This window comes from Methylobacterium terrae (genome assembly GCF_003173755.1).
In the GTDB taxonomy this organism is placed as follows: domain Bacteria; phylum Pseudomonadota; class Alphaproteobacteria; order Rhizobiales; family Beijerinckiaceae; genus Methylobacterium; species Methylobacterium terrae.
This window is the reverse complement of record NZ_CP029553.1, coordinates 5,455,682-5,479,523: the sequence shown is the minus strand read 5'-3', so window position 1 is coordinate 5,479,523 and position 23,842 is coordinate 5,455,682. Positions and strand designations below refer to the sequence as shown.

Below are 23,842 nucleotides of genomic sequence, written 5' to 3'. Positions count from 1 at the left end.
GGCCGTCGAAGACGTTCAAGCTTTGACGCATGCACGAGATGTTGGGATCGCGGTAATCCGTGACGATGTCGACATGCTCGGCGGATCAGGCCGCAGAGCGGAGAACGTCGACCCGAGCCGTCTCGGCGGCGATATGGTGGGCGAGGCGCACGGCCAGCGTGACCACGGTCAGGGTCGGGCTCGCCTGGCCCGAGCGCGGGAGTACGGCGGCGCTGGCCACGTACAGGTTGGGGACGCCGAACGCCTGCAAGTTGCGGTCGACGACGCCGCGTTCCGCCGTGTCGGCCATCCGGGCCGTGCCGATCTGGTGCGTGCCGTGCCCGAACAGCCGCATCACCGCCTCGACGTTCTGCTCGGCGGGCTGACGGTAGTCGAGGCGGCCGAGGCCGGTGCGGACGAGCCAGTCCGCCAGCAAGTCGTGCGCCCGCACCACCGCCCGGGCGTCGCTCTCGTGGACCCGGTAGTCGATGTGCAGGCGCGGCAATCCGGTCGCGTCGGTCTGGTCGTCGAGCCGCACGCGGCTCTCGCTCCAGGGCGACTGCTCGGAGTGATAGGACAGGCCGTAGCGCCGGCCGGAGTTGCGCACGAACAATCCGGGCAGCCGCGTCGGTGCGCCGTACCGCTGCCAGGCGACCCGCGCGCCCGCGACCAGTGCCCCCGGCAGGTTCCGGCAGACGTTGCGCAGGTGCGCCGACCGCTCGACGGCCTTCGGGATATGCCGCACCCGCAGGGCTTGCGGCAGCAGGGCCCGGCCGACGGGCTCGAAGGACAGGGCCAGGAAGGCGAGCGACAGCAGCGCGTCGCGGTGACCGGCGTCGGCCATGCGCGGGATGACCGGCCAGAACGCGACGTTGAGGAGGTCGTGCTCGTCCTGCAGGGCCGGACTCGGGACGAAGCGGCGACGCACGTACCAGCCCTGGGGGTCGCGCTCGAACATGAAGGCGGCGTCGAGGGCGTCCGACGCCAGGGTGATGTCGGCGATCTCCCCGATCACGTGGCCCATGTAGTTGCGGCCGAGCGGTCCGTCCGACCCGCCGAACAGATGCGGCCGGCTCCGCTGCAGGCTCAGCAGGAGGCGCGTGGTCTCGAGGCCGCCCGCCGCCACCACGAGGCGCGTGACCGGCACCGTCATCCGCTCGCCGGAGGGCCGCACGACCGTCACCGCGCGGGCGGCACCGCCTTCGTCGAACAGCACGTCGACCACCGTCGTGTGCAGCCGGATGTCGATCCCCGGATCCGACGCGAGGGTGGCGGCGTGGGACACCTGGAGCTTCGGCCGTCCGCTCCAACGCTCGAGGGTCTCGAACGAGAAGCGATCGTCGGCGGCCCGGATGCCGGGGATGGGCGCCTCGAAGACCGGCTCACCGCACGAGACGAGGCGGCAGGCCGTCGGCAGGAAGGGCGTGAGATCCGCGAGCGTGATCGGCCAGTCGGGCATGCCGGGCCGGGGGCGGAAATCGACGGGATCGAAGGGGAGGCAGCGCCCACCCCAGAGGTTCGAGGTGCCGCCGAAGCGGCGTGCCACGGCGATGCTCATGTCGTCGTGACGATCCGGGTCGGTGAGGTCGGCGCCGGAGAGGTCCTGGGTGAATGGCTCGGGGCGCGTGCCGCCCGATTCCAGCACCAGGGCCGAGAGGCCGAATCGCCGCAACTCCAAGGCGAGGGACAAGCCGGCCGGGCCGGACCCGATGATGCAGACGTCGTGACGGGAATGCTCGAGACCTCTGCAATGATCGGCAATCATGATTGTTGCTCCAGCGGCGATCGGCGCCGAATTTCAAAGATTTGGCGGTATTATTCACATTTTAGGAATTGTTGTGTTGTTTATGAATGACTAAATAGCATAGGGATTTTTTACAACGACGAATAAGTATGTAATATCAAGCCGACGCGCTCACTTTCTACCATGTGCGCGCGAAAATAGGATGCGCAACGCCCATTTCGACGAAGCAACGTCAGCTGAAAGGCGTAGGGCAGTCCTGCCTCGGCTAACGGCTCGGAGCCGATCGCGGGCGGTTGCGGGCCGCCGGCACCGTGAACGAGGGTGGAGGCCCTGCCGCGCGGCGTCTTCGAGGGCGGTCCGATCGCGTCGGCCTCGGCCCGGTGGGGAGCCGCGACGGCACGATGCACGAGGCGCGGCGGATGACGGGGGCCGCCCGATGGACCGCGGACCGACGCGCTCCCGCTCCCCATGGATGGCATCCTGGATCGGAGCGCGCCATCGGGGCGACGCCCGAGAGCCGTCGCGACCCGCGCGCCCGGGCGAACTTCCGGCGCGCGCCGCGGGAGCGGATGGCCCCGCGGCGCGTCCGACCTCACGTCCCGGCTCAGTACCCCTGCGCGCTCCCGGTATTCCGCCGCGGGTCGTTGGCGCCGTAGTACCGGAACGCCCCCACCGGCTTGCCGCCCAAGGTCGGCGCGCCGATCAGGATCGCCGCGAGGTGGTTGGCCGGCTGGGCCGGGCCGAAGGTGTGGCCCATGCCCTCCAGGATCCTGCGGGTGTCCGGCGAGAGCGCGAAGCGCTCGACGTTGGTGACGTCGGGCATCCACTGGTGGTGGAGGCGCGGCGCGTCGGCGGCCTCCTGCACGTTCATCCCGTAATCGATCACGTTGAGGATGCTGTGCAGCACCACCGTGATGATCCGGCTGCCGCCGGGCGTCCCCGTCACGAAGACCGGCTTGCCGTCCTTGGTGACGATGGTCGGGCTCATCGAGCTCAGGGGCGTCTTGCCGGGCGCGACGGCGTTCGCCTCGCCCTGGAGCAGGCCGTAGATGTTCGGCACGCCGACCTTGGCGGTGAAGTCGTCCATCTCGTTGTTGAGCAGCACGCCCGTCCCCTCCGGGACGATCCGCGCGCCGAACCAGTCGTTGAGGGTGTAGGTCACCGAGACGGCGTTGCCCTGCCCGTCGACGATCGAGTAGTGGGTGGTGTTGCTGCCCTCGTGCGGCGGTACGCCGGGCTTGAGGGCGGCGGAGTTGCCGGCCTTCTGCGGGTCGATCGCCGCTCGGATCTTCTCCGCGTAGCCCTTGTCGATCAGCCGCTCGACCGGGTTCTTCACGAAGTCCGGGTCGCCGAGATAGCTGTTGCGGTCGAGATAGCTGTGGCGCATCGCCTCGATCTCGTAGTGGACGGCCTGCGCCGAGCCCCAGCCGAGCTTGGCGAGGTCGTAGCCCTCGAGGATGTTCAGCATCTCGCAGATCACCACGCCGCCGGAGCTCGGCGGCGGGGCCGAGACCACCCGGTAGCCGCGGTAGTCGCACTCGATCGGCGGCAATTCGCGGGTGGCGTAGCGGTCGAGGTCGGCCTGGACGATGAGGCCGCCCTGCGCCCGGCTCGACGCTGTCAGCGCGTCCGCGACCGCGCCCTTGTAGAACCCGTCCTTGCCCTGCGCGCCGATCGCCCGCAGCGTGCCCGCGAGGTCGGTCTGGACGAGCCGCTCGCCCACGGCGTAAGGCCGGCCCTGGTTCAGGAAGATCCTGGCCGAGGCCGGGTCCTTGCCGAAATCCTCGGTGCCGGTCGCGAGCATGTCGACGTCGCCCTGGTCGAGGGTGAAGCCCTCCTCGGCGAGCCGGATCGCCGGGGCGATCAGCTCGGCGCGCGGCTTCGTGCCGTACTTGGCGCGCGCCTCCTCGAGACCCGCCACGGTGCCGGGCACGCCGACGGCGAGGAAGCCCTTCGTGCTCAAGCCCTTGACGACGTTGCCGGCCTTGTCGAGGAACATGTCCCGCGTCGCGGCGAGCGGCGCCTTCTCGCGGAAGTCCAGGAAGGTCCGGCTGCCGTCGGCGCGCTGGATCGTCATGAAGCCGCCGCCGCCGAGATTGCCGGCGGCCGGGTAGACCACCGCGAGCGCGTAGCCGACCGCGACCGCGGCATCGATGGCGTTGCCGCCCTGCTTGAGCACGTCGACGCCGACCTGCGTCGCGTAGTGCTGCGCCGTGACGACCATGCCGTGCTCGGCGGCGACCGGCGCCCGCGAGGCGGCGATCGCGGCCTCCCGCGGCACCGCGACGACGAGGAGTGCCGCCAGGAGGCCGATGCCGACCGGGGCGGCCCTGTGGCGCCAGGCCATCCCGTGGTGCGAGGCCATCCTTTGGTGCGAGGCCATCCTTTGGACCATGAGCGTCCTGCCCTTCCGTGATTCGCCGCCACGGTACACGAGGGCGGCGCGCCACTGTATCGCGCGGACGGTTTTTCGAAGCCCCCCGGCATCCCCTTCCGCCGCTCGCGCTCTAGCTGCGGGTGGAGACGCACGAAGACGCACAGGGAGGCCCCGATGTCGATGTCCCGCCGCACCCTCATGGCCGGAGGCGTCCTCGCCGGCCCGATCCTCACCAGCGCCCCGGGCCTCGCCGGCGGAGGCAGCGCGCCCGCTGCCGACCTGCCGGGAGTCTACCGCTACGGAATCGGCGACGCGACGGTGACCGCCCTGCACGAGGGCGGGGTGAAGCGGCCGCTCGACGCCGGCTTCGTGCGCAACGCGCCCCTGCCCGAGGTCCAGGCCGCCCTGTCCCGGGCCTTCCTGCCGACCGAGACCCTGCCGATCACCTTCACGCCGCTCCTCCTCACCCTCGGGGGGAAGCGCGTGCTGGTCGATGCGGGTTTCGCCGATCAGGGCCCGCCCGGCACCGGCGGAACCCTGCGCGGGCTCGCGCTCGCGGGAATCGATCCGGGCGCGATCGACGCGGTGGTGATCAGCCACTTCCACCCCGACCACATCGTCGGGCTCAAGCGCAAGGACGGCTCGCCGACCTTCCCGAACGCGCAAGTGCTGGTACCGGAGGCCGAGTGGCGCTTCTGGATGGATGACGGCCGCATCGCCAACCCGCCCGAGGCCCTGAAGGCCAATCTCGGCGCCGTGCAGAAGACCTTCGGCGGCGGCCTCAAGGTCGAGCGCTACGCCTGGGACCAGGAGGTGCTGCCCGGCCTCACCGCGCTCGGCACGCCGGGCCATACGCCGGGCCACACCTCGTTCCGGCTCGAATCCGGCGGGCGCCGCCTGCTGATCGCCTCCGACATCACCAACCACCCGGCCCTGTTCGTGCGCCACCCCGACTGGTCGGCCCTGTTCGACATGGATGCGGACCAGGCCCGCGCCACCCGCCACCGGATGCTGGCGCTGATCGCCGACGAGCGGCTGCCGGTCGCGTTCTACCACGCCCCCTTCCCGGCCGCCGGCCACGTCGCGAAGGCCGGCGGGACTTACGAGTTCGTGCCGCTGCAATGGGGGCTGGGCCTCGCCTGAGCGGCGCCCCGCGTGACCGGTCCTGCCCGCCGCCTCGACCTCGACCGCGTCAACACGCTGGTCCAGACCCTGGCGATCCTCGGCGCCGGGGCCTGGGGCGTCTACACCTTCGTCTACGAGGCCCGCATCAAGCCCGGGCTGGCGCCGCCGACGGTGTCGGTGACGACCGGCCTCGCCAGGGCCGGCGAGCGCGACGGCCACGTCGCCATCCGCTCGACCGTGACCCGCCGCAACGTCGGCGAGACCGGCGTGCGGGTCCTCGGCCTCGCCTACACCGTGACCGGCATCCGGGCGCGGTTCGGGGCGGACGCGGCCCCGTCCGGCGGCCCAAGCGCCGGCGGCCCAAGCGCCGGCGGCCGGGATGCCGGCGGCCGGGGCCCGGACGGGGGCACGATCTTCGCCGGCGGCTACGCCCTCGACGAGCCCGGCACCGTGATCCTGCGCCAGGGCAAGCTCTTTTCCGGCGCGGCAGACGGGGCCGAGCCCTCCGACCTCAACCCCGGCGAGGCGGTCTCGCGCGATTCGATCTTCTACGCCGACGCCAAGGCCTACGACTTCGTCCGGTTCGAGGTCAGCCTCGTCTACACCAAGGAGGACGACCCGCCGGTGCGGCTGCGCTTCGAGACCGCGGCGTCGGGACGCCTCGCGCTCCGGCCGCGGGACGAGTGCCGGCCCGAGGCCTGCGCCCGGCTCCGGACCACGGATTTCGCCACGGAATTCTCGCTCTGGTGAGCCGGGGTCGCCGGGTCGGCTGACCGCGTCCGGGAACGGGATGTAGACGAGAGGCGGACGCTCCATGCTATGCCTCTCCCGACGCGGCCGGCGACGGCCCGGCGGCCGCTCGCGTCGAGGGATGCGCGGCCAGGACCTCATCGTTCGGCGGTCGGGACACCACATGGCGCGGCGCTTCAGACAGATCGCCTTCATCGCGAGCCCGACGCCCGACGCCCGCGAGGCGGCCGAGCTCCTGATGCAGCGCTACGACCACGTGCCGCCCGAGGAGGCGGACGTGGTGGTGGGGTTGGGCGGCGACGGGCTGATGCTCCAGGCGCTGCACCGCTTCATGGGCACGGGCAAGCCGATCTACGGCATGAACCGCGGCACCGTCGGCTTCCTGATGAACGAGTTCCACCTCGACGACCTCGTCGAGCGGCTGGAGGTGGCGCAGCGCAGCGTGGTCCACCCGCTCCTGATGGTCGTCACCGACGTCGGCGGCCTCACCCACACGGCGCGGGCGGTCAACGAGGTCTACATGCTGCGCCAGACCCACCAGACCGCCAAGCTGAAGATCTCGATCGACGGCCAGGTGCGCCTGCCCGAGCTGATCGCCGACGGGGTGCTGGCGGCCACGCCCGTGGGCTCCACCGCCTACAACCTCTCGGTCGGCGGGCCGATCCTGCCGATCTCCTCCCAGCTCATCGCGCTCACCCCGATCTCGGCCTTCCGGCCCCGGCGCCAGGGCAGCGTGCTCCTGCCGAGCCACGCCCGCATCCGCATCGAGGTCAAGGACCCGGAATACCGGCCGGTCGCCGCGGTGGCCGACCACACCGAGTTCCGCCGCGTCGCCCGGGTCGAGACCCAGCTCGACCGCTCGACCGAGCTCGTGATGCTGCACGACCCCGGCCAGGGCATGGACGAGCGCATCCTGCGCGAGCAGTTCGGCTGATGTGGTTTCTGGAAGATCCCTTCACCGAAACCGGATGAACCCCGACCTTACGGCATCGCGGCGCACTGGAAGCCGGCGCGCGCCCGCATAGATCCGTGCCGGGGCCCGGTGTCAGGGCCTCGCCACGGAGCTGCCCGGATGCCCGACACCCTGCGCCTGCCCTCCCGCCGGGCCTCGATCCGATGAGCGAGGCGCGCCTACGGGAGGACGATTACCGCAACCTCGCCGAGTCGCTGCCGCAGCTCGCCTGGATCGCCGAGGCCGACGGCGCCATCGTCTGGTACAATCAGCGCTGGTACGAGTACACCGGCACCACGTTCGAGACGATGCAGGGCTGGGGCTGGCGCGCCGTCCACCACCCGGATCACCTCGCGCGGGTCGAGACCCGCTTCCGCCGCGCCTTCGAGACCGGCGAGCCGTGGGAGGACACCTTCCCGCTGAAAGGGGCCGACGGGACCTTCCGCTGGTTCCTGTCCCGGGCCCGGCCGTTTCGCGACGCCTCCGGGCAGATCGTGCGCTGGTACGGCACCAACACCGACATCACCCGCCGGCGCGCCGCCGAGGAGCGCCTGCGCCACGCCCAGGACCGCTTCCGCGCCCTCGTCGACAGCGCCGCGGCGATCATCTGGTCGACGGATGCGAGCGGCGAGCTGACGATCGGGCAGTGGCGCTGGACCGCCTATACCGGCCAGAGCGACGAGGAGGCGCAAGGCTGGGGCTGGGTCGAGGCCGTGCACCCGGACGACCAGGCCAAGGCGGCGGACGCCTGGTCCCGGGCCGTCGAGACGCGCTCGCCGTTCGAGATCGAGTACCGCCTGCGCCGGCGCGACGGCGCCTGGCGCTACATGGAGGTGCGCGCCGCCCCCGTCACCGCCGAGGACGGCCGCGTGCGCGAATGGGTCGGCATGCATGTCGACATCACCGACCGCAAGGAGGCCGAGGCCGAGATCGACCGCGCCCGCCACGCCGCCGAGGCCGCCAACCGCGCGAAGAGCCAGTTCATCGCCAACATGAGCCACGAGCTGCGCACCCCGCTCTCGGCGGTGATCGGCTACTCGGAGATGCTCGCCGAGGAGCTGGAGGACCTGGGCCAGGCCGAATTGCTGCCCGACCTGCGCAAGATCGAAGCGTCCGCGCGCCACCTGCTCGGCCTCATCAACGACGTCCTCGACATCTCGAAGATCGAGGCCGGACGCATGACCGTGGCGGCGGAGGATTTCTCCGTCCGCGCCATGCTCGACGACGTGGTGTCGGCGACCGAGTCGCTGGTGGGGAAGAAGCGCAACCGCCTCGTCCTCGACATCCCCGACGACGTCGGCGCCATGCGCCAGGACCAGGGCAAGGTGCGCCAGGGCCTGGTCAACCTCCTCGGCAACGCGGCGAAGTTCACGGAAGGCGGCACCATCATCCTCTCGGCCCGGCGCGAGGTGGAGCAGGGCGCCGACTGGCTGACCTTCGCGGTTGCCGATACCGGCATCGGGCTCACCGAGGAGCAGATCGGCCGGCTGTTCGAGCGCTTCGCCCAGGCCGACGAATCGACCACCCGGCAATTCGGCGGCACCGGGCTCGGGCTTGCCATCACCCGCGCCTTCTGCCGGCGCATGGGCGGCGACATCACGGTGACCTCGACCTACGGCGAGGGCGCGACCTTCACCATCCGGCTGCCGGCGGTGCTGACGGCACGGGACGACGAGCCCAGCCCGGAGGAGGTGCGGGCCCTCGCCGAGGCGAAGGCGGAGGCCGCGCGCCACGACGTGGTGCTCCTCGTCGACGACGACCCGGCGGCCCGGGAGCTGCTCTCCCGCTTCCTCGAGCGCGAGGGGTTCCGGGTGCGCACCGCCAACGACGGCAAGGCCGGCCTCGCGCTCGCCCGGGCCCTGAAACCCCGGGCGATCCTCCTCGACATCGAGATGCCCCGGATGGACGGCTGGTCGGTGCTGCACGCCATCCGCAGCGACGCGGACCTCGCTGCGACCCCGGTGATCATGACCTCGGTGGTCAACGAGCAGGGCCTCGGCCGGGCGCTGGGGGCCACCGACTACCTCGTCAAGCCGATCGACTGGGACCACCTCAAGGGCCTGATGGAGCGCTACCGCCCGTCCGACTCCCCCGGCACGGTGCTCCTCGTCGACGACGATGCCGATGCGCGCGAGCGCCTGCGCCGCAGCCTCGCCCGGGACGGCTGGACCGTGCACGAGGCGGAGAACGGCGCCGTCGGCCTCGAGCGCCTCGACGAGGGCCGGCCGTCCCTGATCCTCCTCGACCTGATGATGCCGGTGATGGACGGCTTCGACTTCCTCACCCGCCTGCGCGCCCGCCCCGACGGCGCCGACGTGCCGGTGGTGGTGCTCACCGCCAAGGACATCACGCCGGCCGAGAAGGAGCGGCTCGGCCGCGACACCGAGCGGGTGATCGTCAAGGGCAGCATCTCCCTCAACGAGATCGGGCGGATGCTGCGGACGATGTATGCCGAGCGGGTGCCGGAGGCGGTGCCGCCCTCGCTGCAGGGTCTGATCGACGAACTGGCGGCGCGGACGGGGCCGGAGGGGGGGTGAGACCCGCCCCGCCGCCGTGCCGTCGGACCTTCCGGCGCGATCCCGGCGGATTCCCGGCACCCGCGCGATGACGAAGAACCCCGGAGGTGCAGGCTCGCCCGCGGCAGGGCCGCGGATCCCGATGCCCGGCAGGGCCGGACGGCGTCGCCGCACCTTCCCGCCGGCTTGTGACCGGTATCGGGCCAGGTTCCGGGCCGGACTGCCCGGCTCGGCGGGAATCCGGGCTCGGCTTCCCTCGCACAGTCCAGCTTGAGCTTGGTGTTGCGAGGACGAAGATGCGACTGCCGCGTCACAGTCGATGCCGCCTGCGATCGACGGTCAAGACTGTTCATAATTTGGTCGCATTTGGTGATTTATTGGGTTGTCCCTAAATCAAGAAAGATGGGGCTAGGGATGACTAATTATAACTACGTGACGGGATACGAGACGACAGTCACTGACAAGGACGACGTCGACGATGTCTTCGATTTCGTTTCGGCGCCATATGGCGTGATTCTCCGCGCCCAAGGCGGCAACGATTGCATTCTCGGTGGTGGCGGCAACGATCAGCTCTACGGCGGGGCAGGCAGCGACACCCTCCTGGGCGGCCTCGGCAACGATCTCGTCGATGGCGGAGACGATGACGACGTCATCACGGATGGCGGCGCATCGCCGATCCATACCGGGAACGACACGGTCTATGGCGGTGCCGGCAACGACAAGATCTGGTACGGCAACGATCTCGACGCGTCCACGATCTACGGCAACAGCGGCAACGACATCCTGACCGGAGGATTGGGCAACGACGTCATCTACGGTGACGACGGCAAGGACTCGACCTCCGGCGACGGCGCCGATTCCATCCGCGGCGGCAAGGGCAACGACATCATCTACGGCGGCGGCGGCAACGACACCATCCGGGGCAGTCTCGGCGAAGGCTCGGATGTCGTTTACGGCGGCGACGGCGACGACGTCATCGGCTACGACAGCGATACCTCGACGGTGGTCCTGTTCGGCGACGCGGGCAACGACCAGATCACCGGCGGCCTGGCCAGCGATTTCCTGTATGGCGGGTCGGGCCAGGACACCCTCGTGGGCGGCTACGGCAACGACACGCTGACCGGCAATGACGGCAACGACGTGCTGATCGGCGGCGCCGGTGCCGACCGCTTCGTGTTCGGCGGCGGCGAGGGCAAGGACCTCATCCGCGACTTCTCCTACGCCCAGGGCGACCGCATCGCCCTGAACGGGCAGGCCTACACCCTGTCGACGAGCGTCGCCGGCTACGCGCTGCTCGACCTCGGCGGCGGCAACTCGATCGAGCTGCAGGGCGTCGCGGCCGCGCAGGTGAACGACCGCTTCTTCGTCTGAGCGGATCGGGGCGGAGCGGGATTGCGCCTTGCCGCGATCCCGCGAGGCGTGCCCGAGGGGCCGGCGCGTAACCGGCACCACGCGCCTCGCGGCGTCAGCCCCGGCCCCGCCCCGGCCCGGTCCCCTCGTCCCACACGCTCCAGCGGAAGACCTCGGTGCCGGCACCATCGACGATGCGCACGGCCTCGGCCGCGGGGCCGGAGCGCTGCGGCACCCGGGCGCGGCGGAACAGGCGAAGCGCCCGCTCGCGGGCGGCGTCGAGGCCGGCGGTGCGGATCGAGGCGCGCTGGACCGGCGCGTCCTCGGGGCCGATGATCTCGATGTGGTAGGTTTCGCGCAGCAAGGCTCTGGGGGCTCCGGTCGGCCCTCTCAATAGGGGAGCCGGGCCCGGATGCGCCAGGGCCTGCGGCCCCGAGATCCTCAGGTCTTCAGCACCGGCTCGTTGACGTCGCCGCCGCCGCGCTGGGCGAGGTAGGACGGCTGGAACATGCACATCCGCACCGCGTCGCGGTACTTGCCGTTGACGAAGAACTCGTCGCGCAAGGTCCCCTCGGTCTCGAAGCCGCAGGCCTCGTAGATGCCGATGGCGCGCCGGTTGTCCTTGTCGACGTGCAGGTAGAGCTTGTGGATGTTGAGCACCTTGAAGGCGTAGTCCATCGCGATCTGGGTCGCCCGCCTGGCGTAGCCGCGGCCCTGGAACGACGGGTGGATCGCGATCTGGAACTCGCAGGAGCGGTGCAGGTGGTTGATCTCGACGAGCTCGACCAGCCCGGCGCGCTCGTTCTCCGGGGTCGCGATGATGAAGCGCCGCTCGGTCTGGTTGTGGATGTTGCGCTCGTAGAGCTGCGCCAGCTCGGCGAAGGACTCGTAGGCCTCCTCGAACCAGTAGCGCATGATGCTGTCGTTGTTGTTGAGCTGGTGCACGAAGAGCAGGTCCTCGCGTTCCAGCGGTCGCAGCTTGATGGTCGGCGCCATGGTCGTCCGGTCGGTGCCCGCAGGAGGCCGGACCCTACTCCTCCAGCGTCGCCCCGTCACCCGCCGACAGGGCGGCGACGGCCGCCGCGAGGCGATCCCAGCCCTCCGCCAGGCGCGTGACCTCGAGGGCCAGCCGTTCGAGCGCGGCGGCGGCCTCGGCGCCCTCGGGCGTCGCCCGCACCTCGGCGGAGAGCGGGGTGTCGTGCAGGGCGGCGAGCTGGTTGCGCAGCTGGCCGCGCAGGGCGGCGAGGCGGCGGCGCCCCGCCTCTCCCGGCAGCGGCCCGTCGGCCTCGGCCCCGACTTCCTCGTCCACCAGCCGCAGCCAGCGTGGTCCGGTCTCGGGCATGGGCGCCTCCGTGCTCCGGTGTCCCGTGACGGGCACGAGCGGATCGATGCTGCGCGCCAGGCGCGAACAAGCCCTTAACGAAACCTTGCGAATGCCGTCCGTCGCGGGACGGAGCCGGTGCGGTCCGAGAAAAAATCCACTCCGTCAGCGATTTCGTCAGTCTTGTCCGGCAGGCTCTCGCGCGAAAACCGCCACATTGCGATGGCAGGCGTCGGCGCGGGCGAGGATGGAGCGGCGGGGGATGGGCGTGCGGGGAAGGACGATCCTGTGCCTGGCGGCGCTCCTCGCCGGGTCCGCACCCGCCGGCGCCGCCCCGAAGCACCTGGCTCCCGTGCCGCCCGCCACGACCGCCCTGATGGCGGCGCGCAACATGGCGCCCTCGGCGCCGGTGCTCTTGCGGGCCTACAAGCAGGAATCCGAGATCGAGGTGTGGAAGCGGGCGGCGGACGGCCGCTTCGTCCATCTCAGGACCTTCCCGATCTGCCGCTGGTCGGGCCAGCTCGGCCCCAAGACCCGGGCCGGCGACCGCCAGGCGCCGGAGGGGTTCTACGCCGTGGCGGCCCGGCAGCTGAACCCGAACTCGGCCTACTACCTCTCCTTCGACGTCGGCTACCCCAACGCCTACGACCGGGCCCATGGCGGCACCGGCTCGGCCCTGATGGTGCACGGCACCTGCTCGTCGGCGGGCTGCTTTGCCATGACCGACCGGCAGGTCGGCGAGATCTACGCGCTGGTGCGCGACGCGCTCGCCGGCGGGCAGGCGGCGTTCCAGTTCCAGGCCTTCCCGTTCCGGATGACCGCCCGCGCCATGGCGCGCCACCGCACCGACCGGCACATCGCCTTCTGGCGCCAGCTCAAGGAGGGCTCGGACCGGTTCGAGGCGACGGGGCGCGAGCCGCTGGTCGGCGTCGAGGGCGGGGCTTACGTCTTCGCCCCCTACCCCGACCCGGCGGTCGAGGCGCTGGCGGTGGCGCGTCGCACGGAGGAGGAGGCCCGCATCCAGGCGCTGGTCGAGGGCGGCGTCGAGGCGGTGCGCACCACCTACGCCGATGGCGGCCAGCATCCGACATTCACCGCGATGCTCAAGCGCGCCTCGGCCTTCGCCGCGATGGCGAGCCCGGCCGCCGTCACCGGCGCCGTGACGAGCGCCACCGCCTACGCGGCCGACGGCACCCCGGCGGCGAGCCCCTTCTCGGCCTTCATCGTGCCGGCCGGCCTCGGCGACGTCAGCCGGCCCGAGGCCCTGGCGCTCGCCGGCCGCGAGGTGGTGGTGATCCCGGCCCGCCGGCGCCCGCCGCCGCCGATCCATCCGATCCAGGTCGCGGCGGCCTTCGTGCCGCTGCCGGTGATCGAGACCGAGCCGTCGCCGTTCTCGCGCCTGCGCCTGGCGGAGGAGCCGTCCCGCCTGACTCTCGCGGCCTCGCCCGCGCCGAGCCGGCCGTTCTTCCTGACGGGCAAGTTCGCGGTGCTGCCGTAGGGCCTGTCTGATCGGGCTGCCCGAAGTCACGCCATCCTGGTCATCCCGGGGCCGCGCAGCGGAACCCGGGATCCATGACCGCTGGTGCTTCGAGACGAGGCGTCTCGCTTCCTCCTCAATCCCCAGCGTCCATGGTTCCCGGGTTCTCGCCTCGGGATGACGCGGAGGATGTGCTTCTCGCCGATCGGCACACGAGATCGACGCTCATCTCACCAATACAGCTGCGCCCGCCCGATGAACGCGTCCGCGTCGATCGTCCGGCGGTTGAAGTTCAGGCTCGCCGGCGAGGGCGAGGTGTGGGAGCGGACGTAGTCGAACACGAAGCGGATGTTGCGGTCCGGGTACCAGTTGATGCCGGCGGTGAAGTCCTGCTCGATGCCGCCGCGGATGGCGCGGTCCTCGAGGTCGATGGCGCTGTAGCGCAGTCCCAGCTCGAACACGCCGGTGCCGCCGCGGCTGACGCGCTGCGCCTCCTCGACCTGCACGCCCCCGAACACCGCGTACTCGGTGGCGTAGTTGGGGGCGATCTGGTAGCGCCGGCCCTTGCCGTTGAGGAGCAGGCCGGCCTGGATGTAGCCGCCCTGGAAGCTTAGAGGAGGCGCGCCGCCGAAGCGCCCGACCTCGGTCAGGATGTACTCGGCCTGGAGCCGGAACGGCCCGGTCTGCCAGGCGGCCTCGAGCCCGATGCGGCCGATGCTCGCCGCGTCGCGGATGCCCCCGGTATTCACGAATTGCCGCGCGAACAGGAACGCCTCGGAGCGGCTCGACAGGGTGAGCGCGCTGCCGTCGTTCGGCAGCGAGCGGTAGCTGCCGGCGAGCCCGACATGCAGGACGTCGTTCCCGTCCTCGCTGAGGTAGGGAGCGTAGGTGATCCGGGTGGTCGAGGCGATGCCCTGGTCGCCGATGGCGGCGTTGTTGATGTTGCCGCCGAACACGCTCGTCACCGCGGTCCAGCGCTCGCCGTGGGTGCCGATGGCGAGGCCGAAGTTGCGGGCCGGCGCGAAGGCGTCGGCGAGCGAGCGCTCGGTGAACAGGGTGTTGTTGTCGGAGATCAGCTGGTCGAGGCTGAACGGCTCCTTCATGTTGCCGAGCGCGACGATGACGTTCTTGAAGCCCTTGTAGGCGACGACCGCGTCGTTGATCGGCCGGTTCGGCTCGGCGAAATCGTACTGGAAGGCGAGCTCGAGCTCCTTGCCGAGCGTCAGGTAGCTCTCGATCCAGGAGCGCCGCACGGCGATCGGCGTGTCGAACACCGTGCCGAAGCCGCGCTGCTGCACCCGCCCGGTGCCGAAATCGAGCTGCAGGCGCCCGCCGATCCGCAGGGTCGCGGCGTCGTCGGGGAATTTCAGGGTGATGCCCTTCTCGTCGATGGTCAGGCGCTCGCCGAAGGGCCCGGGCACGCCCTCGACGGCGGCGGCGGGCAGGCTGCAGGCGGCGAGCAGGAGGGCGGCGAGCGGCCAGGGCGATCGCGGATGCGGGCGGGTGCGGTGCGACATGGCCGGATCCTCGCAGCAGGAACGCGCAAACGCTGCCTGTTATTCCGTGACGGTGCTGCGACCTTCGACGGGAGCGGCCACGTTCCTCGGCCGGTGTGGCCGGAGCACCACGCCAGGTCGTGCCGTGCCGGGTCGTACCATGCCCGTCGCGGGCGAACCGTTGCGTCACCGCCGGGTTGTGTCGGGGACGATCGAGGAACCCTCCATGCCCCCCATCGACCGCCGCGCCTTCACGTCGGGCCTCTGCCTGTCGGGGATCGCCGCTCTCGCGCCGTCGGCCGGCCCTGCCCGGGCGCAGGGCGCGGCCGGCCGCTCCGACACCCTCCTGGTGATGGAGAAGGGCGACCGGTCCTTGAGCTTCTACGAGCTCGCCAGCGGCCGGCGCACCGGCCGGGTCGAGCTGCCGGGGGAGTACCCGCACGAATTCGTCGTCGACCGGGCCGGCGCGCGCGCCTACGCGGCCCTGTACGGCGCCAAGTCCTCGACCACGCCGGGCCCCGGGGGTGACGCCGTCCACGTCGTCGACCTGGGGACGCGGAGCCTCGCGCGCACCATCGCCTGCGCGCCGTTCCGGCGCCTGCACGGGATCCGGCTCGACGCGAAGGACCGGCTGTTCGTGCTGAGCGAGGACCGCGACGTGCTCCTCGGCTTCGACGCGCCGGAGCGGGCCGAGCGGCCGGACCGGGCGGTGGCGACCGGCGGCATCAAGGGCCACCTGTTCGCGCTGTCGCGGGACGGCGAATCCGCTTACGTCGCCAACATCCTGTCGAACACCGTGAGCCGGGTCCGGCCGTTCGCGCCGGCGGACGCGCCGCGCATCGCCGCGACCGGCCTGTGGCCGGAGGGCAATGCGCTCTCCCCCGACGAGGCGACCCTCTACGTCGCCAACCGTCGCAGCGCGACGCTGACCGCGCTTGCCACCGAGGCGATGACGGTGACCCGCACCCTGCCGACGCGGGGGGACGTGGTCCGGGTCGATTGCGGGCCGGAGGGCGACCTGATCCTGGCGAACTACGCCGAGAAGAGCCTGTCGCTCCTCGATCCCGCCCTGAAGGAGATCGCGGTGGTGCCGCTCGAGGGGGCGCCGGTGGCGCTCGCCCGGCACCCGTCGAGCCCGCTCGCCTTCGCGGCCCTGGAGGACGACCGGATCGCGGTGGTCGACCTCGAGGGGCGGCGCGTCCAGGGCCACCTCGCCACCGGGCGGGAGCCGGACGTGATGGTGGTGCTGCCCGGCTGAGCCGGGCCCCCCGCGGGGCCCGGCACGGGACTTCCGGCCGTCCGGACGGCGTCGGGAGGCTTACGCCGCCCGCATCGGCCGCTTCGGCGGCTCGAACACCGTCGCGTAGTGGGTGCGGCACCAGCGCTTGCCGGTGAGCACGCGGCAGCCGCAGACGCGCTTGGTCTCGATCGCGGTGCCGTCGCCGTCGGCCCAGAGCGGGTAGGTGCAGTCGAGGAGGCCGGCCTTGAGGAACAGCACGCCCTCGCCGCCGTCGGCCGCCGCCGCCGGGACCCGGCGCGACATCGGCAGCGCGACGACGCTGCCGCCCTCGCCCGCCTCGGCCGTCGCCACCGGAGCCTGAACCGATGCCGGGGCCGCCTGGACGACGGGGGCGACCGGACGCGGCGCCTCGACCGAACGCGGCGCCGGAGCCTGGACTCGCGGCGCCTCGGCCTGGACCGCGACCGGCGGCTTGACGGCCGGGGCCGCCTTCACGGCGGGCGCCGGCTTGCGGGCGGGCGCCGGCGCCTTGTTGGCGGCGAGGAAGGCCCGGGTGGCCTCCTCGAGGGCGCGCGCGCTCAACACCGGCGCCGAGACGGGCGCTTCGACGCGGGGCGCCGGCTTCTCGGCCTGCGGGGCCGCCGGGCGGGGCTGCGGCGCGACCGGCTTGGCGGCGGGCTTGGTGGCCTCGACCTTGGCGGCGGGCTTGGTGGCCTCGACCTTGGCGGCCTCGACCCTGGCGACCGGCGCGGCCTCGGCCGTCAGCCGGGAGGGCAGCACCTTCGGGGCCGGCGCGGGCCTGGCCGGTACCGGCGCCTCGGGGGCGGTCTCGGCGGTCAGGATCCGGGACGGCAGGATCCGGGGCGTCTTGGCAGGCTCGGCCTTGGCGGGCTCGGCCTTGCTGGGCTCGGCCTTGGCGACCGGCGCGGCCGCGGGCTTGGGCGGGATGACCTTGGCCGGCATCACCTTGGCCGGAATGATCCCGGCGACCGTCTCCGCCGGGGCGGCGGGCCTCGCCGCGGGCGCCGCGGCCACGGGCTTGGGAGCCACGGGCTCGGGCTTGGGAGCCGCGGGCTCGGCACCCGTGGCCGCGGCCTGCTGGCGCGCCAGGGCGGCCTGCGCCACCCGGCCGATCACGTCGGCGACCGTCGTGCCGACCACGCCGGCGATCTCCGCCGGGTCCCGTCCCTCGATCCACAGCGCGACCGCCTTCTCGGTCGCCTCAGCCGTCCACACCGCGTCGTTCATTTCCAAAGGGGCTCTGTTCCAGTTCGAATCGGAAAGGCGGGATATACGGTGAGTCTCCTCACCAAGTCCCTTCTCTTGACGCAGGGGTGGGATGCGACCGATCGCCTGCCCGCGCGCTCCGGGGCCATGGTCTCGCCTCAAACCGGCGCCCGGGCCGATTCGCCGCCGGGACCCGCGCCGGCCGCGAGGACGCGCCCCGCGTCCTTGGCCGATTCCTTGGCCGATTCCTTGGCCAAGACCTTCGCCGAGTCCTTGGCCTTGAGCGCCTGGGCGGCGCGGGCGTAGCCCCCGTCCTCGCCGTCGACGAAGTGGACGTGGTCGCGCAACGCCGCGACCGGGGTGATGCAGGTGGTGAGCGCCGCCGCCTGGCGGTGGAGGCCGAACCGCACCAGGCCCGCCGCCTCGGCGTCCTGGAGCCGCGCCTCGATCCGCGCCGCGAGGTCGGGCCCGCAATCGATCGTCATGCGCAGGCCGTCGTCGTATTTCCGGAAATCCGCGTTCGCCACCAATTCGTCGAGGTAGCGCGGCGCCGAGAACCCGCCGAACCGCAGCCCGAGGCGGAAGATCCCGTGCGCGAGGAGCGTCGCGCCCAGCACGTGGAGGCCGCGCAGCGCCAGCGAGCCCCGTAGCGGACCGCGCGCCCGCACCTCGTTCGCGAAGCCGGCCGACGGCCAGCGCAAGGGAGGCGCGCCGGGCGGCAGGGGATGGCCGCGGGCCGGCGCCTCGGCGGCGAGCCGCACGACGTCGGCGATCGCCGCCCTGGCGGCGGCCCGGTCGGCGCCATCAGCGGCGACCACCAGGATCGACAGGATCAGGCCGTGCCGGGCCCGGGCCGGCTCGAACCGGCACGTCAGCCCGGTGAGGTCCGGCTGCGCGCCGGGCGGTGCCGCCGTCACGGCGTAGAGGCCCCGCTTGAGCGCGCGCTCGGCGAAGGCGAGGCCGCCGCCCATGAACATCGCGTAGGCGACGTCCGGCGAGGGTGCGTAGCGCGCCACCTCGACGGAGTGGCCGGCGGTGCGGATCTCGGCGACCGGCACCAGGGCGGCGCGAAGGCTCAAGCCCATCGCGTCGCGGGACCACGTCACCGTCGCGGCGAGCGCATCCTTCGCCGCCTCGGCCTCGTCGGGGGCCACCAGCACGCTCGCCCCGTCGCCCCCGAACACGAAGGGCATTTCTTGCGGCATCTCGCGCCGCCCGAGCGTGTTGCGCAGGGCCGCGATCACCGCCGCCCCGACGAAGTTGACCGCCCGGTAGCGGCCCGCCGCGATGGCGCCGGTGGAATCGACCACGTCGGTGACCGCCACCCACCAGCCGTCCGGGACGGAGCGGTACTGCGCGTCGTCGAGGATGCTCAGGAAGTCGGTCGCCGGGGTGAGGTCGGCGTAGCGGAAGCCGTCGGCGGGCTCTGGGTGGGGCATCGTCTCCATCCGTCCCAAACGCCCGGGGCTACGGCGCCGGTTCCTCGCGCGGACGGGCACGAGGTTACGGGCACGGGGTTACCCGGCGCATATGCGCCCTCCCCCCGCGGCGGACAGGGTCGTCCGCGAAACAGGAGAGGCGCAGGGTCTCCCCTCTCTTTCCGCGAACGGGGAGAGGAGAGACCCTGCGCCTCACCGACGAGCGTGATGCGGGATTGCGGCGGCCTACGCCATGCCGAGCGCCTGCATGTACAGCTCCAGGATCGCCTCTTCCTCCTGGCGCTCCGAGTGGTCCTTCTTGCGCAGGCGCAGGATGGTGCGGACCGCCTTGACGTCGAAGCCGCGGCCCTTGAGCTCCAGCATCACGTCCTTGATGTCGCCCTGGAGGCCGGCCTTCTCCTCCTCCAGGCGCTCGATGCGCTCGATGAACTGCTTGAGCTCCTCGGCGGCGACGCCCGACGAGGCGACGTCGGCGTCCGGCATGCTGTGCGCGTTCATTCACGGTCTCCTGGCCGATGGGTCTGTCGTGCCGCCGCGGGCGGACGCGGCCATCAGGCACCCCAACCCACTGACGGATGGCGGCCTTCGCGGCTCGCCCTCCCGGATCTTGATAGATGCGCAACCTTACCGAGTTCTTGCGCGAGCCGGCGTCCCGCATCCGCGCGGGCGGGCCTCGGTGCTTCTTCCGCCCGCATCCGCGCGGGCGGGCTTCAGTGCTTCTCCGCCCGCATCCGCGCGGGTGGGCTTCAGTGCTTCTCCACCCGCGCCGCGAAGGCCGCCGCCTGCTCCGGGCTCGCCTCGCCCTGGTGGCGCGCCTTCCACGCGTCGTAGGGCATGCCGTAGACGTGCTCGCGGCTCTGGTCCTTGCTGAGGGCCAGGCCGCGCTCGTCGGCCGCGTCCTTGAGCCAGTTCGACAGGCAGTTGCGGCAGAAACCCGCGAGGTTCATCAGGTCGATGTTCTGCACGTCGGTGCGCCCCTGCAGGTGCGACACCAGCCGGCGGAAGACCGCGGCCTCGAGCTCGGTGCGGGTGGTCTCGTCGATGCCGTCCATCGTGTGTCTCCCTTGAAGGTCGTGAGGCGAGAGGTCGGGGCGGGCGCCCGCCCGGTCAAGCGCGGGCGACCAACGGCCCCAGCAGGGCGGCGAACCGCGCCGCCCATTCCTCGGCCCCGGCCTCGTCGCCGATCAGGTCCTGGCGGATCTCGATCAGGGCGTTCGGCAGGCCGCGTGCCATGGCGTGGCGGTCGATCGTGTCGCCCGGTAGGCCACCGCCATAGGGCTGGTTGTCGCCGACCGTGAACCCGGCCGGGTCGGCCCGCAGGCCCGCGATCAACGGGCCGGCGAGGCGGTCGTCGCGGTCCCACAGGATGCCGACCTGCCAGGGCCGCGCCACCCCGCGCCAGGCCGGGGTGAAGCTGTGCACGGTGACGATGGCGGGCGGCGCGCCGGCGGCGAACGCGGCCGCCACGCCCGCGTCGATCGCCCGGTCGTAGGGATCGTAGAAGCGGGCGAGCCGTGCCGCGACGCCGTCCGGCCCGATCCGGGCGTTGCCCGGCACGATCGCCCCGTCCGAGAGGCGCATCACCAGGGTCGGGTCGGTGCGGCCGCGATTGGGGTCGATGATGAGCCGCGAGAAGGTGGTCAGCAGCGCCGGGGCCCCGAGCCGGCGGGCGAGCGCGCGCGTCACCGCCGCCGCCCCGATGTCGTAGGCGATGTGCCGCTCGAAATGCGGGCTTGCGACGCCGAGCTGGTCGAGATCCGGCGGCACCGCGTTCGAGGCGTGGTCGCACAGGAGGATGAGGCCGCAGGCCGGATCGCCGGGGATCGTCTCGACGGGATGGGGCGGGTGGGTGTGGGGCGCTGTGGCGGCTGTCATCGGCGATCGCTGGTCGTGGTCCGCTCACCTCATAGCCAAATGGCGGGGCCGCCTCCATCCGCTCCGTACGGTGACGCCGGGCGCGTCTTGCCATAGTGACCATCGACGGAATCCCGCGGCGGGCTGCCGTCCCGCGAAGGTCCTGCCTCCGAAGGCTCTGCCGATGTCCCGCACGCCCCTGCCCGATCTCGCCGCCCCCGGCGCCGCGGCCGGTCCCGCCGCCGATCTCGGCCCAACCGGCCTCGGTCCCGCGCTCGCCGCCCTCGTGGCCGGCGCGGTGGCGATGGGGCTGTCCCCGATCCTGGTGCGGTTCGTCAGCCCGGAGGTCGGGCCCTTCGCCAGCGCGTTCTGGCGCGTCGCCCTGGCGCTGCCGGTGCTCTGGGCCTGGATGCGCTGGGAGGAGGCGCGGGCGCCGCACCTGCGCCGTGGGCTCACCCCGTCGGCGGTGCTCGCCGGCCTCGCCTTCTCGGGCGACCTCCTGTTCTGGCACCTCGCCATCCTGGGCACCACGGTCGCCAACGCCACCTTCTTCGCCACCACCGCGCCGGTCTTCGTGGTGCTGTTCGCCTGGGCCGGCCTGCGCCGCCGGCCCGCCGGGCGCACGCTCCTCGGCCTCCTCGTCTGCCTCCTCGGCGGCGCCACCCTGGTCGGGCAGTCGGTGCAGGTCGATCCCGCCCGCCTCGCGGGCGACCGGGACGGGGTGATCACGGCGGTGTTCTTCGCCCTCTACTTCCTGACGGTGGAGCGCGCCCGGGCCCGGGGCCTGGGGGCGGCCCGCGTCACCTTCGTGGCCTCCTGCATCACCGCCCTGGTGCTGCTCGGCGCGGTCGCCCTGCTCGAGACCCGGCCGGTGCTGCCGCACTCGCCCGGTGCCGCCACCGGCCTGCTGGCGCTGGCGCTGATCAGCCATGCCGGCGGCCAGGGCCTGCTCTCGGTGGCGCTCGGGCGCCTGCCCGCCGGCTTCTCCTCCCTGGTGATCTTCCTGGAGGCGGTGGCCGCCGCGATCCTGGCCTGGCTCCTGCTGGGCGAGGCCCTCGGGGGCCTGCAGGTGCTCGGCGGCGGCCTGATCCTGGCCGGCATCGCGGTCGCGCGGCCGAAGCGCTCTCGCCGAACAGCCTAGCCCTAACAGACTAGAACGAGACCGGCACGAAGCCGGCCCGAAGCGTGACCATACCGAGAGAGGAGCCGTCCCGTGACCGATGCCCCCGCCCGAGAAGCCTCCCCTGCGGAGACCCGCGCCCTGCTGCTGCGCCTGCTCGATGCGGGCGTCACGGCGGCCCACCCCCGCGGCTGCCTGGTGCCGCACCTGCCGCCCGTTCCGGCCGGGCGGCTGGTGATCCTCGGCGCGGGCAAGGCCGGGGCCAGCATGGCGGCTCTCGCCGAGCGCCACTACCGGGCGCAAGGGGTCGATCCGGCCCGCATCGCCGGCCTCGCGGTGGCCCGCCACGGCTACGGCGAGCCGGCCGGCGTGATCGAGGTGGTGGAGGCCGGCCACCCCGTCCCCGACGAGGCCGGCATCGCGGCGACGCAACGGGCGCTCGACCTCGCGGCCTCCGCCGGCCCGGACGACCTCGTGCTGGTGCTCCTCTCCGGCGGCGGCTCGGCGAACTGGATCGCCCCGGCGGGTGCCCTGACGCTGGCGGAGAAGCAGGGCATCACCCGGGCGCTGCTGCGCTCCGGCGCGGCGATCGACGAGATCAACTGCGTGCGCAAGCACCTCTCGCGCATCAAGGGCGGGCGCCTGGCCGGGGCCGCCCGCAACGCCGGACGTCTCCTGACGCTGGCGATCTCCGACGTGCCCCGGGACGACCCGGCGGTGATCGCCTCCGGCCCGACCGTGCCGGACCCGACCACGCTGGCCGACGCCCGCGCGATCTGCGCCCGCCGCGGCATCCCCCTGCCTCCCTCCGCCGAGGCGCTGCTGAACGACCCCGCCAACGAGAGCCCGAAGCCGGGCGACCCCGCCTTCGCCCGCAGCGAGTTCCGCATCGTCGCCCGGCCGGTCGACGCCCTGAACGCCGCCTCCGCGGCGGCGGCGGCGGCCGGCTACGAGCCGGTGCTGCTCGGCGCCGACCTCGAGGGCGAGGCGCGCGAGGTCGCGGGGGCGCAGGCCGGCCTCGCCCGCGAGATGGCCGCCGCCGGGCGGAAGGCGGCGCTGATCTCCGGCGGCGAACTGACCGTGACCATCCGGGGCGAGGGACAGGGCGGGCCGAACCAGGAATACGCGCTGGCGCTGGCGCTCGCGCTCGACGGCGCTCCCGGCATCAGCGCCCTCTCGGCTGATACCGACGGCACCGATGGCGGCCGCGGCGAGGCCGCCGACCCGGCCGGGGCGATGATCGACCCGACGACGCTCGCCCGTGCGGCGGCGTTGGGGCTCGACGCGCGGACGAGCTTGGGAGAGAACGACTCGACCCCGTTCTTCGACCGGCTCGGCGACCTCGTCCGGCCCGGGCCCACCCGCACCAACGTCAATGACCTCCGCATCATCCTGGTTGGCTGAACTGTTTTCCCGCCCGCGCCGCGCCGCCCTGCTCTCGGCCCCGCTCCTCGTCCTCCTCGGGGCCGGGCCGGCGCGGGCGGACCTGCGGATGTGCAACATGACCGGCAGCCGCATCGGCATCGCGCTCGGCTACCGCGATTCCGGCGGCTGGGTCACCGAGGGCTGGTGGAACCTCTCGGCCAAGGGCTGCGAGACCCTGCTCAAGGGGGCGCTGGCCGCCCGCTTCTACTACGTCTTCGCGGTCGACTACGATCGCGGCGGCGAGTGGAGCGGCCGCTCGCTGATGTGCACCCGCGACCGCGAGTTCACCATCCGGGGCGTCGAGGATTGCCTGGCCCGCGGCTACGACCGCAACGGCTTCTTCGAGGTCGATACGGGGGAGCAGAAGAGCTGGACGATCCAGCTCACGGATCCGGGCCGGGCGGGGCCGTAGGGGGCGTTCGGCGTCGGCCTCGCGCGCGCGTGACCGAT

At 72.5% G+C, this 23,842-nt stretch carries 21 protein-coding genes; 10 read left to right on the top strand and 11 right to left on the bottom strand.

Annotated features, from left to right (window positions below; translation table 11 throughout):
• Positions 1-85 precede the first annotated feature (85 nt).
• On the bottom strand, positions 86-1,669 hold the full coding sequence (locus DK419_RS25305; RefSeq protein WP_162561401.1) for a GMC oxidoreductase: 1,584 nt from the start codon (positions 1,667-1,669) through the stop codon (positions 86-88).
• A gap of 658 nt (positions 1,670-2,327) precedes the next feature.
• Positions 2,328-4,088, bottom strand: a complete 1,761-nt coding sequence (gene ggt, locus DK419_RS25300; protein ID WP_245442712.1) for a gamma-glutamyltransferase — start codon at positions 4,086-4,088, stop codon at positions 2,328-2,330.
• A 186-nt stretch (positions 4,089-4,274) separates the two neighbouring features.
• Here ggt and DK419_RS25295 point away from each other — a divergent pair, with 186 nt between their 5' ends.
• The 5 genes from DK419_RS25295 to DK419_RS25275 all read left to right on the top strand — a co-directional run bounded on the left by DK419_RS25295 (position 4,275) and on the right by DK419_RS25275 (position 10,814).
• Complete coding sequence (locus DK419_RS25295; protein WP_109961524.1) at positions 4,275-5,243, top strand: MBL fold metallo-hydrolase; 969 nt, start codon at positions 4,275-4,277, stop codon at positions 5,241-5,243.
• Positions 5,244-5,255: 12 nt separating this feature from the next.
• On the top strand, positions 5,256-5,975 hold the full coding sequence (locus DK419_RS25290; RefSeq protein ID WP_109961523.1) for a hypothetical protein: 720 nt from the start codon (positions 5,256-5,258) through the stop codon (positions 5,973-5,975).
• 163 nt (positions 5,976-6,138) lie between these two features.
• Positions 6,139-6,909 carry an NAD kinase gene (locus DK419_RS25285; protein ID WP_109961522.1) on the top strand — a complete coding sequence of 257 codons (771 nt, stop codon included), beginning with the start codon at positions 6,139-6,141 and terminating at the stop codon, positions 6,907-6,909.
• A 182-nt stretch (positions 6,910-7,091) separates the two neighbouring features.
• On the top strand, positions 7,092-9,464 hold the full coding sequence (locus DK419_RS25280; protein WP_109961521.1) for a PAS domain-containing hybrid sensor histidine kinase/response regulator: 2,373 nt from the start codon (positions 7,092-7,094) through the stop codon (positions 9,462-9,464).
• A gap of 411 nt (positions 9,465-9,875) precedes the next feature.
• Positions 9,876-10,814: a calcium-binding protein gene (locus tag DK419_RS25275; RefSeq protein WP_162561400.1), complete on the top strand. Its 939-nt coding sequence runs from the start codon at positions 9,876-9,878 to the stop codon at positions 10,812-10,814.
• Between the two features lie 94 nt (positions 10,815-10,908).
• On the opposite strand, the gene DK419_RS25270 is transcribed toward DK419_RS25275, so the two are convergent.
• The 3 genes from DK419_RS25270 to DK419_RS25260 form a co-directional block, all read right to left on the bottom strand.
• On the bottom strand, positions 10,909-11,154 hold the full coding sequence (locus tag DK419_RS25270; protein ID WP_048445919.1) for a hypothetical protein: 246 nt from the start codon (positions 11,152-11,154) through the stop codon (positions 10,909-10,911).
• A gap of 80 nt (positions 11,155-11,234) precedes the next feature.
• Complete coding sequence (gene speG, locus DK419_RS25265) at positions 11,235-11,789, bottom strand: spermidine N1-acetyltransferase (protein ID WP_109961519.1); 555 nt, start codon at positions 11,787-11,789, stop codon at positions 11,235-11,237.
• Positions 11,790-11,823: 34 nt separating this feature from the next.
• Positions 11,824-12,135: a hypothetical protein gene (locus DK419_RS25260; RefSeq protein ID WP_109961518.1), complete on the bottom strand. Its 312-nt coding sequence runs from the start codon at positions 12,133-12,135 to the stop codon at positions 11,824-11,826.
• A 241-nt stretch (positions 12,136-12,376) separates the two neighbouring features.
• Here DK419_RS25260 and DK419_RS25255 point away from each other — a divergent pair, with 241 nt between their 5' ends.
• Positions 12,377-13,612 (top strand): L,D-transpeptidase family protein, encoded by a 1,236-nt coding sequence (locus tag DK419_RS25255; protein WP_245442711.1) that lies wholly within the window; start codon positions 12,377-12,379, stop codon positions 13,610-13,612.
• Positions 13,613-13,821: 209 nt separating this feature from the next.
• On the opposite strand, the gene DK419_RS25250 is transcribed toward DK419_RS25255, so the two are convergent.
• Entirely contained in the window at positions 13,822-15,108 is a 1,287-nt protein-coding gene (locus DK419_RS25250; RefSeq protein ID WP_109961517.1) for an OprO/OprP family phosphate-selective porin, read from the bottom strand.
• 205 nt (positions 15,109-15,313) lie between these two features.
• Between DK419_RS25250 and DK419_RS25245 the strand changes: the two genes are divergently transcribed.
• Positions 15,314-16,345 carry a YncE family protein gene (locus tag DK419_RS25245; RefSeq protein ID WP_109961516.1) on the top strand — a complete coding sequence of 344 codons (1,032 nt, stop codon included), beginning with the start codon at positions 15,314-15,316 and terminating at the stop codon, positions 16,343-16,345.
• A 60-nt stretch (positions 16,346-16,405) separates the two neighbouring features.
• Here the strand turns inward: DK419_RS25245 and DK419_RS25240 are convergent, their stop codons facing one another.
• From DK419_RS25240 to DK419_RS25215, 5 genes are all read right to left on the bottom strand, one after another.
• Positions 16,406-17,575, bottom strand: coding sequence for a hypothetical protein (locus DK419_RS25240; protein WP_162561399.1), 1,170 nt, complete (start codon positions 17,573-17,575; stop codon positions 16,406-16,408).
• Positions 17,576-17,712: 137 nt separating this feature from the next.
• On the bottom strand, positions 17,713-18,993 hold the full coding sequence (locus tag DK419_RS25230) for a DUF3095 domain-containing protein (RefSeq protein ID WP_245442710.1): 1,281 nt from the start codon (positions 18,991-18,993) through the stop codon (positions 17,713-17,715).
• 225 nt (positions 18,994-19,218) lie between these two features.
• Positions 19,219-19,476 carry a DUF2312 domain-containing protein gene (locus tag DK419_RS25225; protein ID WP_236012505.1) on the bottom strand — a complete coding sequence of 86 codons (258 nt, stop codon included), beginning with the start codon at positions 19,474-19,476 and terminating at the stop codon, positions 19,219-19,221.
• Between the two features lie 263 nt (positions 19,477-19,739).
• Positions 19,740-20,045 carry a DUF1244 domain-containing protein gene (locus tag DK419_RS25220; protein ID WP_109961512.1) on the bottom strand — a complete coding sequence of 102 codons (306 nt, stop codon included), beginning with the start codon at positions 20,043-20,045 and terminating at the stop codon, positions 19,740-19,742.
• Between the two features lie 55 nt (positions 20,046-20,100).
• On the bottom strand, positions 20,101-20,868 hold the full coding sequence (locus DK419_RS25215; RefSeq protein WP_109961511.1) for an N-formylglutamate amidohydrolase: 768 nt from the start codon (positions 20,866-20,868) through the stop codon (positions 20,101-20,103).
• 163 nt (positions 20,869-21,031) lie between these two features.
• Here DK419_RS25215 and DK419_RS25210 point away from each other — a divergent pair, with 163 nt between their 5' ends.
• From DK419_RS25210 to DK419_RS25200, 3 genes are all read left to right on the top strand, one after another.
• Positions 21,032-21,988, top strand: coding sequence for a DMT family transporter (locus tag DK419_RS25210; protein WP_109961510.1), 957 nt, complete (start codon positions 21,032-21,034; stop codon positions 21,986-21,988).
• A gap of 72 nt (positions 21,989-22,060) precedes the next feature.
• The gene (locus tag DK419_RS25205; RefSeq protein WP_109961509.1) at positions 22,061-23,371 is read left to right on the top strand and encodes a glycerate kinase type-2 family protein; all 1,311 of its coding nucleotides are present in this window, start codon (positions 22,061-22,063) and stop codon (positions 23,369-23,371) included.
• Positions 23,343-23,804 (top strand): DUF1036 domain-containing protein, encoded by a 462-nt coding sequence (locus tag DK419_RS25200; protein ID WP_425352615.1) that lies wholly within the window; start codon positions 23,343-23,345, stop codon positions 23,802-23,804. Before DK419_RS25205 ends, DK419_RS25200 begins: the two co-directional genes overlap by 29 nt.
• Positions 23,805-23,842 lie beyond the last annotated feature (38 nt).